At 46.9% G+C, this 13,965-nt stretch carries 13 protein-coding genes; 3 read left to right on the top strand and 10 right to left on the bottom strand.

What is annotated here, in order from left to right; translation table 11 throughout:
- The first annotated feature begins 17 nt into the window (after positions 1-17).
- A complete protein-coding gene (locus L5L94_RS17140; protein ID WP_212600395.1) occupies positions 18-950 on the top strand; it encodes a DMT family transporter in 933 nt (310 codons plus the stop codon).
- Positions 951-1,103: 153 nt separating this feature from the next.
- Here L5L94_RS17140 and L5L94_RS17135 read toward each other — a convergent pair whose 3' ends face one another.
- The 3 genes from L5L94_RS17135 to L5L94_RS17125 form a co-directional block, all read right to left on the bottom strand.
- A complete protein-coding gene (locus L5L94_RS17135; protein WP_263164232.1) occupies positions 1,104-2,750 on the bottom strand; it encodes a methyl-accepting chemotaxis protein in 1,647 nt (548 codons plus the stop codon).
- 95 nt (positions 2,751-2,845) lie between these two features.
- Complete coding sequence (locus tag L5L94_RS17130; RefSeq protein ID WP_028761558.1) at positions 2,846-3,400, bottom strand: cache domain-containing protein; 555 nt, start codon at positions 3,398-3,400, stop codon at positions 2,846-2,848.
- 244 nt (positions 3,401-3,644) lie between these two features.
- Complete coding sequence (locus L5L94_RS17125; RefSeq protein WP_263164229.1) at positions 3,645-5,105, bottom strand: aminoacyl-histidine dipeptidase; 1,461 nt, start codon at positions 5,103-5,105, stop codon at positions 3,645-3,647.
- 219 nt (positions 5,106-5,324) lie between these two features.
- Between L5L94_RS17125 and L5L94_RS17120 the strand changes: the two genes are divergently transcribed.
- Both L5L94_RS17120 and L5L94_RS17115 read left to right on the top strand, forming a co-directional pair.
- Entirely contained in the window at positions 5,325-6,863 is a 1,539-nt protein-coding gene (locus L5L94_RS17120) for a leucyl aminopeptidase family protein (protein WP_263164228.1), read from the top strand.
- Positions 6,864-7,606: 743 nt separating this feature from the next.
- Positions 7,607-7,996, top strand: coding sequence for a hypothetical protein (locus L5L94_RS17115; RefSeq protein ID WP_251071146.1), 390 nt, complete (start codon positions 7,607-7,609; stop codon positions 7,994-7,996).
- Between the two features lie 46 nt (positions 7,997-8,042).
- On the opposite strand, the gene L5L94_RS17110 is transcribed toward L5L94_RS17115, so the two are convergent.
- From L5L94_RS17110 to L5L94_RS17080, 7 genes are all read right to left on the bottom strand, one after another.
- Entirely contained in the window at positions 8,043-8,387 is a 345-nt protein-coding gene (locus L5L94_RS17110; protein WP_263164226.1) for a DUF2956 domain-containing protein, read from the bottom strand.
- Between the two features lie 114 nt (positions 8,388-8,501).
- The gene (locus tag L5L94_RS17105; RefSeq protein ID WP_263164224.1) at positions 8,502-9,341 is read right to left on the bottom strand and encodes a heme ABC transporter ATP-binding protein; all 840 of its coding nucleotides are present in this window, start codon (positions 9,339-9,341) and stop codon (positions 8,502-8,504) included.
- 10 nt (positions 9,342-9,351) lie between these two features.
- Positions 9,352-10,368, bottom strand: a complete 1,017-nt coding sequence (locus L5L94_RS17100; protein WP_219235177.1) for a FecCD family ABC transporter permease — start codon at positions 10,366-10,368, stop codon at positions 9,352-9,354.
- A gap of 65 nt (positions 10,369-10,433) precedes the next feature.
- Complete coding sequence (locus tag L5L94_RS17095; RefSeq protein ID WP_263164222.1) at positions 10,434-11,405, bottom strand: hemin ABC transporter substrate-binding protein; 972 nt, start codon at positions 11,403-11,405, stop codon at positions 10,434-10,436.
- 96 nt (positions 11,406-11,501) lie between these two features.
- Positions 11,502-11,939, bottom strand: coding sequence for an ExbD/TolR family protein (locus L5L94_RS17090; RefSeq protein ID WP_263164221.1), 438 nt, complete (start codon positions 11,937-11,939; stop codon positions 11,502-11,504).
- The gene (locus L5L94_RS17085) at positions 11,936-12,691 is read right to left on the bottom strand and encodes a MotA/TolQ/ExbB proton channel family protein (RefSeq protein ID WP_113939886.1); all 756 of its coding nucleotides are present in this window, start codon (positions 12,689-12,691) and stop codon (positions 11,936-11,938) included. The genes L5L94_RS17090 and L5L94_RS17085 overlap by 4 nt, the downstream gene beginning before the upstream one ends.
- A 136-nt stretch (positions 12,692-12,827) precedes the next feature.
- Positions 12,828-13,685 (bottom strand): energy transducer TonB, encoded by an 858-nt coding sequence (locus L5L94_RS17080; RefSeq protein ID WP_263164220.1) that lies wholly within the window; start codon positions 13,683-13,685, stop codon positions 12,828-12,830.
- Positions 13,686-13,965: the final 280 nt, after the last annotated feature.

The raw sequence follows: 13,965 nt of genomic DNA, 5'->3' as shown, positions 1-13,965 counted from the left end.
CCTCCATAGAGGCCGATATGAAATCCCATACACCTTACATGACATTCGTTTGTCTACTGATTTGCGTTTTTAGCTGGGGCAGTGTGTTTCCGATTGCTAAGCGAGTGCTGGAGGAGATGTCAGGAGAGTCCCTCGTCTTCTGGCGTTTTACCATTGCGGCTGTGACTCTAGCGTTATATATCGTTTTTACTCGTCAGGCTTGGCCCAAATTGAGTTTGGTGCAATATATTGTCATAGCGTTAGTGGGTGTGATTGGTGTAGGCGGCTTAAATCTGGCGTTATTTAATGGCCTGCAGCATACCTCTGCTGCCAATGGTGCCTTGATTATGGCGCTCAGCCCGCTGGTGACTTCAATCGTCAATGCGCTATTACAGCGTGAATGGCTCAGCAGACAACAAGTGTTTAGCTTAGTGGGGGGATTGGCGGGCGTACTGCTAGTGATCACCAACGGTAGTGTGCAGCAGTTGCTCAACTTTAGTTTTAACCAAGGTGATGTGATGATTGCCGCCGGCATGTTGGCGTGGAGTGGTTATACCATTTGTTCGCAACGGGTCGGCCATTGGTTGCCTGTGTTGCCCTTTACCTTGCTGAGTATGATAGCTGCCAGTGTGTCTATGTCCGTGGTTGGGCTTGGCCGAGGTGAATTTCACCCTTGGCTGGAGTTGATGGAACTGTCGGCAACGGCTTTTTCTAGCGTGCTCTACATAGGTTTGTTCGCCACTGTGCTCGGTTATCTGTTTTGGATTAACGGTGTTAAGGCGCTTGGCCCCGCTAAGGCATCGATTTTTTTTAATCTCGTGCCCGTTTTTGCAGCATTAACGGCGTTAGCCATGGGGCAGGCGGTGACGGAAATTCAGTTGGTAGGGATGCTGATAGTGATCCTTGCGTTGATGTTACCTATGTTAGTCAACCTACGCGCGGCAAGAGGCTTAGTGGTTAAGCGCTGCTAATCGGTGCTAGCTTTGCTGTTTAAATATAAGGGAGCACCTGAATTCAGATAATCACTGCGACAGGTTTATGCTCCCTTATTCGTTTGAGGGGACCTTTCAAACATCACTGATTTACAAAAGGTAACTTATATAAAAGCTTTCACTCTCAACAAATTACAGTTTAAAGCGGCTGACCAGCGCAGTGAGATTACTCGCCATTGACGAGAGTTGTACGCTTGCTGCGTAGATTTCATCAGTGGTTCGTAGACTCTCCTCCGACTGTTCGGCAATGTGTTGAATATTTTGATGGCTCTCATTGACCATAGTGGTTTGCGCTTTGGCTGCGAGGGCGATTTGATTGTTCATCTCACTAATTTGGCTCACCATTTCTGCAATATGCGCTAAGGCTTCACCGGCATTACTGGCGGCTTCTACGCTTGAGATAGCCTTTTCATTACCGATATTAATCGCTGCCACAGCGCTTTGAGTGCCATTTTGCACATTGGCGATCATCAATTTAATTTCTTCGGTTGATTGGTGAGTCTTAGAGGCAAGGGAGCGCACTTCATCGGCAACCACTGCAAAGCCGCGTCCTTGTTCGCCCGCGCGCGCCGCTTCAATTGCAGCATTAAGGGCTAATAGATTCGTCTGTTCGGCAATGGCTTGAATCACCTCAAGCACGCGGCCAATATGTTGGCCTTCCTGTTCGAGTTTATTGATCTGCATTTCTGCCGTGCCTACATCTCCCGCAAGTTCACGAATCACATTGATGGTTTTTTTCACTCTTGCCTGACCGTCGGCGGTAAATACGTCGGCTTGTTTAGCGGCATCGGCGGCATGACTGGCACTGACTGATACTTCTTGCACGGATGCGGCAATATGATCGCTGGCATCGGCGATTCTGTGGGTGGCAGCTTGTTGATCCATCAAGTTATGTTTTGCTGATGCGCTGGTTTTGGCTAGACCTTCGGCAGCGGTGTTGAGCTCTGATGTAGACTGTTTAAATTGCGAGATAATACCGTGTAAGTTATCGAGAAAATGATTGAATGCCTTGGCGAGATCACCAAGCTCGTCTTTAGAGGTTAAGTGGACTCGTTCGGTCAAATCGCCATCACCATCGGTAATGTCGTGGATTTTTGCGAGTAAAACCGCCAGCGGTTTGCTGATGAGTTTAGGCAGTGCAACGATAAAGAGTATGCAGATCAAGAGACTGATGGCTAAGGCAATTAACTGCATCTGTTGTCCATGATTGGCATCATCATCTACTTGGGCTATCGCTGCGGTAGTATTACTATTTAAATCATTGATTAAATGATTAATGTTCTGGTGTAGTTGCTCGAATTGCGTTGCTGCTTGACCGAAACTAAGATCAATCGCCGTCGTTCTACCGTTACGGCCATTTTGGGTGCGTTGATTACTGATTTCTGTGGTTGTCGCTCGCCAAGTATCGAAACTGTGATTTAATTCATTGAGCTTATCTTTAGCGATGGGACTTGTGGTCACATCGGCAAACTTATCAATATGTTCTTTAACCAGAGAGATACTATTAGTGTGCTGCTTTAAAAGGTCGTTGTAAGAGTCTGTGCCCACGTTAACAAACATCAGGCTGCGCTCGGCCACTTGAGCTTGATAAAGCTCTTTATCGGCTTGTAGTAGTTCAGATTGGCTAGGTAAGTATTCAAGCGCGAGTGTATTCGCGCTGTGATTTAAGGCTTTGAGTCCTAAAATGCCAGTTGAAGAGGCGAAGATGACTACGCCAGCGAGTAGCAGACTTGGATAAGTCAGTTTCTGATTAACGGATAGATCTTTATACCATTCCATAGTCACGCCCTCCTTGATTGATGCACTGAAAAGGTGAGAGCCGCAATAACCTCTGTGGTAAGAGGATGCAGCCCATCACTGGCGTTCTCTGGTAATTAGAGTCCAAATTGATCTAGGTTGATCCCAATCGTTATAGCGCCAATTGCGGCATCACCATCCATCACTGGAATAGAAATTTGTACTAGATAGGCTTGGGAGCTCTCGTCAAATTTGACCGGACCTATGTGTTTATCGCCTTTGCCATTGGCGAAGGATTTTTGCCATTTATCCTCATCACCCTGCCAATAATCTGAAGTTTTACTGATCATGGCGACGTTCGCGCCTTGATTGTCCATGAGGAAAATTTCTTGGTAGTAAGGTTTGCTGGCTTCGAAGGTCGTGAGAAACTTGGCCGCTTCGTTGTTCATCAGGGATGACATAAAGTCATCAATACCTGCGGTGGCAATCCATTTTTCATCTAATGTTTTGATTGAATCTAAGCTTTTGCCTTGGGCATTTTGCGCTTTAACAGCATTCACCAGTACCACTTCTCTGCCTAATGGCATCAGTGAATCGGCTAGGTCTATAACGGCTTTGGGGACTTCTTCGGCGAAACTGAGGTTACTGCTGAGCAGTAGTGCAGCGGCTGACAAGATTTTACCAAATTTCATGATCTCTATTCCTTAAGGTCACAGTATTGAAGGGGAAAGCGGTTATCTCTAAAAGCGCGATAAGCAAAAATACGTTAGGGTCAGACAGAACAACTATAGTAGAAAATTCAAGTTATTCAGTTCTTTCATAAAAATTTTATCGATGGCATTTCTACACAAATAGAATCCGCGGTAAAAAATAAGGCCACATCTGACTTGAGCAGATATGGCCTTGAATTGAGTGAGCTAGGGTAAGGTTAGAATATTAAGCCTTGACTGGAATACGCTCGAGTACGGCTAATAATAAGGTCCAATATTGGCCGACTGTGGTGATGTTTACCATTTCGTCTGGACCGTGTGGATATCGAATGGTGGGACCAATCGAGACCATGTCCATGTCTGGATAGGGTTTCTTGAATAGGCCACACTCGAGACCTGCATGGATCACCATGATCACTGGCTCTTTGTGGTAAATGTCTTGATAGGTTTCGCGCACTATTGCCATTACAGGTGAGTTGTTATCTGGCTTCCAGCCTGGGTAAGCACCGCTTAAATCGATATCGGCTCCGGCTAAGTTGGTCAGCGCAGTTAACATGCCTTCGACTTGAGTACGGCCAGAATCGATCAGCGAGCGGATAAGGCACAGGATAGTGACTTCTTCATCGTTAGTGCTGATAACGCCAACGTTGAGCGAGGTTTCAGTCACACCTTCGACTTCATCACTCATGCGGATCACGCCGTTCGGGCACACATGCAGCAAATCGATCAGGGTATTTTGGCTGTTTTCGCTCATCACACGTTTTGGTGTTGGGATAGTGTTTAACACTAAACGCATATCGGGATCGGCAATGGCGAGTTCGGTGCGGATAAGCGCTTCAAACTCAGCGACTTTTTCGTTTAAGGCGCTGACGTTTTCTTCTGGCAACATAAAGCTGATGTTGGCTTCCCGTGGAATCGCATTACGCAGTGAACCGCCGCTAAATTGGGTCAACTCCAACGCTAAATCATCTGCGTTTTCAAAGAGGAAACGCGCCAATAGCTTGTTGGCATTGCCACGACCTAAGTGAATGTTCACCCCAGAGTGACCCCCTTTTAAGCCAGATAAGTGCAGGCTAAAGGCTGAGTAACTTTGCTCAGAGGCTTGCCACACCATAGGCAGGGTGATTTGAGCATCGACACCGCCGGCGCAGCCCATGTAGATTTCACCTTCTTGCTCTGAGTCGGTATTGATCAGAATGTCAGCGTCTAACATGCCCGCCTGTAAACCAAAAGCACCTGTCATGCCCGCTTCTTCATCTATCGTCAGCAGCACTTCTAATGGGCCGTGCTTGATATCATCAGAGCCTAAAATGGCTAAAGCCGATGCCATGCCAATACCGTTATCTGAACCTAAGGTTGTGCCCTTGGCTTTAACCCAATCGCCATCGACATAAGCTTCGATAGGATCTTTAGTAAAATCATGCACTTTATTGGCATTTTTTTGTGGCACCATATCGATATGGGCTTGAATAACCACGATTTTACGATCTTCCATACCCGGCGTCGCAGGCTTACGGATGATCACGTTGCCAACGGCATCCTCAACGACGGCAAGTTGTTTGCTTTTAGCCCACGCTTGAATGTGCTGGCTTAAGGCTTGCTCATGCTTAGATGGATGGGGAATCGCGCAAATTTGTTCGAACCATTGCCATAATGGCTGCGGGTATAACTGACTTAAGGCTGTCACTTGAGTGTCCCTCATAAGGTCTTGTGAGTATAGGGCAAATTTGTGGCCATTCTACCACATTCTGTGCAGCCAAATAATCTCAGCGTCACAGGCTTTTGGTGAGCTGGCAGCCAAAGTTTCCAGTTCGATTTTTTCTGGGAGTGTCGGTACCACTTTTAGATTGGTAATTAAGCGATAGAGCGGGAATAATGCAGGCACAATAATGAAAAAGGATGGGTCATGTTTCAAGTTAACTTCGTTGATGTAAAAGCAGAAAATGCCATTTTTGATGGTGAAGGCTGGGATGCGGTTGTGGTGGTGACGCCCGATCTGGATTCTATCGGTTTTGATGAGATAGGTTTATTGGCTCAGCACGGTGCCCACGTGGATAAGCGCGTGGGTAAGAGCCCGACATTACTGTTTGCCCCAGGGCTTGCGGGAGGGCGTTTGATCATTGCCCCTGTCACCCAAGTGAATGACGAGTATGTGGACGTGCGAGTCTATGCCAATGCTGCAAGGGCGGCGATTGCCATTGCAAAAGACGCAGGCGCAAAACGTCCATTGTTATATGTAGTGCCATCGAAGGACTCACGTTTTAGTTTTGCCTCTGAAGTTGCAGCATTAGCCTGCGGTCAAGAACTGTGGCAAACCTTAGAGCTGCGTGAAGCGACGGGCTTAACACCTGCATTTGAGGCCATAGGGTTATTATCTTCATCAACCCATAACAGCAATTTGCTCAATGCCTTAGAAGCTGGCCGCCTATTAGCGCGGGATTTGTGTGGTACTGAACCTGAGCGCATGTCGGCTAAAGCCTTTGCGGACTATTGTTTACAATCGTTTGCGGGCAGCGTGATCAAAACCGCAGTGGTAGAAGACAGAGATATTTTAGAGCGTGATTATCCGCTGCTCAGTGCTGTGGCGCGTTCTTCTTTTGCCGTCGGTCGTCATCAGCCTCGCGTGGTGAAGCTAGAGTATCTGCCTGAGGGTCAAGTGACTCGCACTTTCCTGTTTGCGGGTAAGGGCGTGATTTACGATACCGGCGGCGCCGATCTGAAAGTCGGCGGCGCTATGGCGGGTATGAGTCGTGATAAAGGCGGCGCTTCTGCCGTGGCGGGTTTATTTAAAACTCTGTCAATGCTAAAGCCTAAAGGTATTCGAGTCATTGCCGAGTTAGGTTTAGTGCGTAACAGCATAGGCAGCGAAGCCTTCGTGACCGATGAAATTATTACGAGCCATGCGGGTGTGCGGGTACGAATTGGTAATACGGATGCTGAAGGGCGCTTAGTGCTGGCGGATTTACTGAGCCATTTACGTATCAAAGCCGTGTCGGCGGTGAAGCCTGAGATGTTTTCGGTAGCAACACTCACAGGTCATGTCGTACGTTGTTATGGCAGTTATCCTGCGGCGGTTGAAAACTCAGTGGCGAGTTCACAGCAATGCGCTGTCACTTTACAACAGCAGGCGACTCAATGGGGTGAACCCTTTGAAGTGTCTACATTACGCCCTGAAGACTTCGCTAAGATCCGCGATGTGTCAGGCGCTGCTGAAATATTATCTTCCAATAATGCACCATCATCGATTACCGCCCGTGGACATCAATATCCCGCGGCGTTTTTACTGAAAGCCTCTGGACTATTTGATCATGGGGTTAATGCCCCTATTCCCTTGGCTTACACACACTTAGATATTGCAGGAAGTGCAACAGAAGGTGATCCGCTCTACGGCAAACCCACAGCGAGTCCGCTGGTGGGCTTGTATCAATATCTGATCAATCGCTAACGATTTGTGGTAACAAATAGAAATAATTCTGTAATATCTTATTTATTAGATATTTACAGGGTTATTTCTGTTTTTCTGTGAAACAGATCGCCATTAACCTCACTATAATTGTGTAATTTAATTACATTAAAAAGCCTTAATCAAAAAAAATACAAATAAAGGTTGTAATAAAACTACAAATCCATATAATTACTTTCGTGGATTAGGCACTACGCCTTTCCTCTCTAGTCTATCCAGGATGGATATTTTTCTCCAAGGACCTGAGTGACAAGTCGTCTCAACGGATATGAGAATCTCTAGTTCCAAGGAACCGAGCCAAGCTTCACTAGAGTACTTAATCACAACTAATTTAGGAGTATTGACTATGTCTTATACAGGCAACAACCATATTTATTGGCAAAACACTTGGTTTAACACTGATGTTTTGCGTGGCGGTTTATTCGCCATGAGCTTTAAGGCCTAACCCTCCTTAAAGTTTTAGTTTCCATCATCCATCAACCTTTGTATCGCCTTTTTTGGCGTGTTTAGACTCAAGTAGCATATTGATGTTTTTGCATGGATATGCCAGGTTTTTCCCGCTAGCGCGGTAATGTACTTCCCCGAAAGGGACGCTTGAAATATGTCTTTGCCTGCTCATTGAGCAGGCTTTTTTTTGTCTTTTTTTCGCTTAAGTATTTAACGGTTTTGCCTGATGTAATGAGCGTAAACGGTTCGTGTTAGAAGTGATGTGGTATGGACAATAAATGGATATGGGGTTCAATATACAAGCTATCGGCCTATCGCTTGTGATACTTGTTACTCAGGGACTGTTTATGGACACTAAGTTGTTTTTTCAAAATGGTAAGTTAACACTGGATATCAACCCCAGTGAGATGCGAATGTCGCATTGGGTTTATGCGCCAGTGTTAATCAATACTGAAACGGCGGAAGTGCTTTTTGATTTATCAGGGAAGGGCTGGGATTTTCGGTCTGCAGAAGAAAGTGGTGATGACATCATTTTAAAGCTTGCCCGTTATCCTGATGCGAACAATGTATTTAGGCTCGTTCTGAATATATCAAAAGACCGAGCAAGCCTTAACGGTAATATTTTTTCAATTAATGATGTGTGTAAGGTATTAGAGGATATTGCCTAACAAGTGATATATGGATTTTTTAATTTTTATATATAAATCATAGCCTTTAATCTGCAAAGATATATGCGGCAAACCCTACCCAACTTAATAGTAAAAGCGTTATGGCAATCCAAGTCGCGGTGGTGAACTGACGTTGAGATTCGAATAATGCGTCTGAATCCTCTAGTTCATCAGTGTCATTAACTGTGCGAGATTTTGCTCTCAACTGTTGTTTACGTGCTTTATCCCGTTCGCGAGCTTTGGCTTTTTGCAGCTTTTTATATTCAGCTATGCCTTTTTCTATCCCTTGGGCAATGAGTTTAGTTTGCTCTTTGGTTTGGCCCGGCTTTTTGGTGGCTTTGGCTGCGACCAGTGCTTCTTGTTGAGTTTCTGTCGAGATAGTGGGTTTCATCTGGGCTCTGCCTAAATTAATGCGGCTGTGGCTAAAAGGTGATAGCTAAAGTGTAAACGCAGCGATTATACCCACATTAGACCTCAAAAACGTAAGATGAATATCTTCTTTCCATTAAAAAATCAGTGGATGTCCACCCTGTGGGGCGGGGATATATACAGGCTCGTAGTCCCATACTTCCCTAATGGTATCAACCGACAAAGCATCGGATGGCGTGCCTTCACTGACGATTCGCCCTTGTTTTAACACAATTAATTGATCGCTATAGCGCGCGGCTTGGTTTAAGTCATGCAGTACCACTATTACAGTGTAGCCTTGTTGGTGAGCTAAGTTTTGGGCTAATTCAAGTACTCTGTGCTGCTGGGCAAGATCTAACGCCGATGTTGGTTCATCCAGTAATAGTACGGGCGGAAACGGCGATTGCCTGAGTTGAGTTAAGACTCTGGCGAGTTGGACTCGCTGTTTCTCGCCGCCAGAGAGGGTTGGATAGCTGCGCTTAGCCAGATGGGTTAAGCCCACTTGCGCCAGTTGCTCGGTAACTAACGCATCACCTTCTATCTTACTGATGGTTAAGGGATATAAGCCCATTGCTACGACTTCTGACACAGTGAAAGGAAAGGTGAGGCTGGCGTGTTGCGGCAGTACAGCTAAGGATTTTGCCAGCTCGCTCCTAGGCCAATCCGCCAGCTGGCTATGGCCTAGTCGTATACTTTGCCTTGGTGTGCTGATTTCTTGGCAAAGGGCTTTAAGCAGGGTGGATTTACCCGCACCATTTGGGCCGAGTAGGGCGGTTACCGCACCCGATTGAAACTGTACATTAATATCACTGAGCACGGTTTTTGGACCGATGCTGACATCGAGCTGACAAATGCTGAGCTCGGTGCGATCAAATTGCGCCTTAGCTGAATAAGTTGTCGATTGTGATGGTTGATTTGCAAAGGATGTTGCAGCCATAAAAACTCGCTTAGATTAGCTTACTGCGCTGTTGCAGTAGTAAAAAGATGAAGAAAGGCGCACCGATGAGCGCGGTGACGAGTCCAACGGGTAACTCGGCAGGCGGTAAAAAAGCGCGCGCGCCGATATCGGCCAATGCCAATAGGGCTGCACCTAAAAGTGCGCTGATGGGCAGCAGTTGGCGATGATCTGGCCCTAACATCATGCGCACTAAATGCGGCACGACGAGGCCGATAAAGCCGATAATTCCTGTTGCAGCTACACTTACGCCAACCCCTAAGGCGCAAAGCAAAATAAGCCTAAGTTTGAGCCTATCGACATCTATCCCTAAGTGGCGTGCTTCGGATTCGCCAAGCAGCAAGGCATTGAGTGCCGCCGCATCTTGGTGAAATCGCCAACTCAGTAGCGCTAAGGTCACAAGACAAAGGCTGACATATAGCCACTGCGCACCTGCAATCGATCCCATTTGCCATAGGGTTAAGTCACGTAGCGCCATGTCGTTGGCAAGATATGTGAGAACACCTATTCCTGCGCCTGCCAGCGCAGCTATGGCAACACCCGACAAAAGTAATAATACGACCGATGTACCTGTTGGGCTGCTGGCGAGTCGGTAGACGATAAGGGTGGTCACTAATCCCGATGCAAACGCACTGATGGGGATCATCAACGGATTCGCGTTGGGTAGCAGCACGATACAGATGGCTGCGCCAAGTGCAGCGCCGGATGACACTCCGATAATACCGGGATCCGCTAAGGGATTGCGAAAAAGCCCCTGCATTACCGCGCCGCACTGTGCGAGCGTAGCGCCTACTGCTAACGCCAGTAATGTCCGTGGTAAGCGCACATTGTTGATTACCAGTTGCTCGTGGGGCGCAATATTGCCGATATTTTGCTGGGTAGCCCAATTGAACACTGCATTTAGGGCGTCGATAAAGCTGATGCTAACGGGGCCAGTGCTGACCGAGAGTAAGCCGCTGAGGGCTAACAGTGTGACTAGACTCGGCCAGAGCCAGCGGTTGAGGAACATCTCAAATATCCTTTCTATTTTTATCTGGGGCTAATTAGTGCTAACTGTGCTCATCGCTGCGTCTGTTAATGGTTTTGCTTGAGCAATGTGCTGGCGAGCGTATCCGCGGCGCTTATGGCACTGATGCCTAAACCACCGAGAAGGGCTTGCGGTGCCAGTGTTTGAATATGGCCGTTTTCACCTGCTGGGGTATGGGCGAGTAGTGGCATCTCTTTCAACAGTTCTTGAGCAATTTGTGCATTAGTTTGATCTGTGGGTTTATCGCTACGCTTTGACAGCAAAATAATGTCGGGCTGCAAGGACAGAATCCCTTCTTGAGACATGCTTTTGTAGCCATCAAACTCGGCGATATTTTGTGCCCCAGACAGCTCGATAATAGTATCTGCGGCTGTGCCTTTACCGCCAACCCGTGCACCGCGGCCTTCTTGTAACAGCATGAAGAGAATTTTTGGCTGAGAGCCCGCATCGCGCACTTGTTGTTTTTTACCCGCTAAGCTTTGCAGTTGTTGATGTAAATCTTGTTTTAATTTAACCGCATGTTCTTGGCGATTGAGTAAGTGACCTAAGGTATCCACATTGTTCATCAGTTGTGGTTCATCATTTGTTGCGGGTAATTGCACGACTTGGATATTCGCCTGTTTTAATACCTTAAGTGTGGTTTCTGGTCCCATCACATCTGAACCGACAACCAGCGTTGGGGAGAGGGCAATAATGCCTTCGGCGGAGAGCATTCTGTGATAACCAAGCTTAGCCACATGGCTCAAACTTTCAGGCACATAGCTGGTGGAGTCGATGGCGACTAGCTCATTGCCTGCATCGAGGGCGAGCACGAGCTCTGTGACTCCTGTACCCGCACTCACGAGTCTTATCTCTGGCTCGGCACTCAGTTCAGCGCTAAAAACGCTTGAGGATAGTAAGGCCGTAAGTGCTGATATGAAAAACATCAAATTTTTTAATGTCTTATATGTGCGCTTATGTTGATAACGCTGAGCACTGGAACCTTTTTTTACTGGTATTTTAGTTGCTTGAAACAACATGGTTAAACTCCTAATACAACTTGTTCGCGACAGGCTTAGATGCCGTTTTTGATGTCAGACTTTTGCTTTCTCGTTTAAATGGCGGGTTCGGATACGCTAATGCTCCATCAAAATTTGGGTCTGACTGATGGACTGCGTCTGTAACAGTGCCAGCAGTTGCATCAAAGGTTCCACTGGCGCGGCTTTGTCGGCGGCAATGACAACCGTCGCCTTCGGCATAGTCTGAAAATGTGCAGTAAATGCAGTGGTAAAAGTGGCTAAGTCATCAAACTCTTTGCCATCAATAGCCCAATAAGGCGCTGTTGCCATGATATTGATGGCAATTGTTTGTTTGTTGTCGATTGCCGTGATTGCCGAGCTTGGGCTTTGTGGCACATCTACCGGCAAACTCAATAATTGGCTATTTGCCGTCAGCAGTAAAAACACCAGCACGATAAAAATAATGTCGATTAACGCTGTTAAATCTAGGCTCGGAAGTTGCTCAGGCGAAGCAATGCCAGCCTGCGATAAGAATGGTTTCTCTGCACTTATCATGTCTGTGGCTCAATTTGAGAATGGGGCTTGGATGCTAATTTTTGCTCGACGCTGGTTTTACTGACTCGGGTGAATGCTTGGTAATGATTGGCATCAATTGAAATATCTTCGATACCCGCTAACCAGAGATTGAGTTGATTGAGCACATGCCCAGCGCGCAGGCATTGACCTTGAGCCCAGATCCCAAAAAGATGGGCGGCGGTAATGGCGGGCACGGCGATCATGAGTCCGGCAGCTGTGGTGTTCATCGCAAGGCCCAGTCCAGCACTGAGTTGTGCTGGCGTGACGGGGCCTTGTGATTGCCCGAGTTGGGCAAACATTTCGATGAGTCCTAATACTGTGCCGAGCAGACCGAGCAGTGGACTAATGATGCCAATCACTTGTAAAACCTTGAGTCCGGCTTGCAAGTCGCGTTGTTGCTTATTGAGCCACAGACTGAGTAATTCTTCCCTTAGCACTTTTGGCTGGTGGACTTGTTTGAGTAACAAGGTCGCGCCACGGGCGAGTAAATCTTGCTGTGCGCTGGTTTGCGCTAGCAGGGCGCTGACGTTTTCAGTGGTCGCCGCTGAGCTTGATTGACGCAATGCTTTTACCCAGGCCTGTTTTTGGGGCCAGATTGACAGCAGAGTTTGATGCAAAAACAAGGCGCTACGTTCAAGGCAGATCATCAAAGCTAAAAAAGCACATAACAACAAGGGCCAAGTGAGCACGCCAAGCTGAGTCTGTAGGGTTGAAAAATCAGTTACGGGCATTAAGCCTCTCCAATCGATTGAAAAAGTAGTTTTATATGTAAGTTAGTAAAACAAAAATCAGGCTAGTTGTGCGGTGGCTAATACTCCACGAGCTAACTTCCCACGAGCTAACTTTTCAGTGGCAACATTGGGCCTGTTAGTTGAGCGCGAAGCGAATAGGCACTCTGACCTTATAATGACTCGCTAGCCTTTGCGCTGGCGCCGCAAATTGCCAGTTTTCAACTGCATCTAACGCGGCTTGATCTAACAGACTGAACCCTGAGCTTTTTACTAACGTCAGTGCCAGTTGCTCACCAAGTTCGTTAAACATCACTTCTATGGTTGCGGTGCCTTCTAGCCCTTTTTTACGCGCTATCTTTGGATAAGTCGGTTGCGGTGGTGCTGCAGCGAACAGCGGTTTGGCTAATTCCACTATGTTAGTTTGGGCACTGTCAGTTGTTGCACTGGCTACATTTGGGGTCGCTTTTGCATCAACTTTGGCTGCGTTAGCGATTAAATCCATTTGTGCTGTTTTTGGTTCTGTTTGTTGTTCAACTTGTTCAAGTCGCTTATGTGCTAAAGCACTTGGTTCTAAAGCGTTCGTCGTTAAAGGATCAGTATCCGGATGATTGTTAGCCGTGGGTTTTGTTGCTGAAGATTTTTTGGCGAGTTGGCGGTCAATTCGTTGATCAGCTTTAGTTTTCGGGATAACCGCCTTATCGACAGATCCTACAGTTGATACTTTTTGCGCTGCACTGTTTTTTTGCACTGTACTGTTCACAGTGGCTACTTTGGCGTCTATTTGCTTGATGGGCTCTGCAATCGTGTTGCTTGTAGCGCTAGTCGCGGTAGAAAAATTAAGGGTGACAGTATTCGCGCTGGGAGTGAGCGATGCTTGATTTACGCTCGATGATTGGGCGCTTGGCTGCATAGTCATAGCGGGTTGTGAGGCGATAACACCCGTCTGGATGGCAACCGTTAACGCGCCAAAGGCAAGATATCGTTTTGGTGTCACAGCAACCTCTTTTTCCAATGAAAGCCATTTTCCTAATTAAGATATCTCAATATAAACAAGATCGCAAATGATAATGATTTGCATTTGATCTATTTTATTGTCTCAGGTAGAGTGCCTGCAATAGCTCGAATGAGCGCTTAAAAAAGCAGCTAAACCGACAATTTATCCTACTTTATGGGTACTGATTGCCTTGGGCTCGATCTGGAAGGGGCTCAATCTCGAAAGAGCCAAATCTGGAATGGAACATCTGTAACAGACTCAATCTCGAAAGGATTGGCGT

It is taken from the genome of Shewanella sp. SM21 (assembly GCF_025654335.1).
In the GTDB taxonomy this organism is placed as follows: domain Bacteria; phylum Pseudomonadota; class Gammaproteobacteria; order Enterobacterales; family Shewanellaceae; genus Shewanella; species Shewanella oncorhynchi.
Note: the sequence above shows the minus strand (reverse complement) of the source record. Positions and strands in the feature narration are given on the sequence as shown.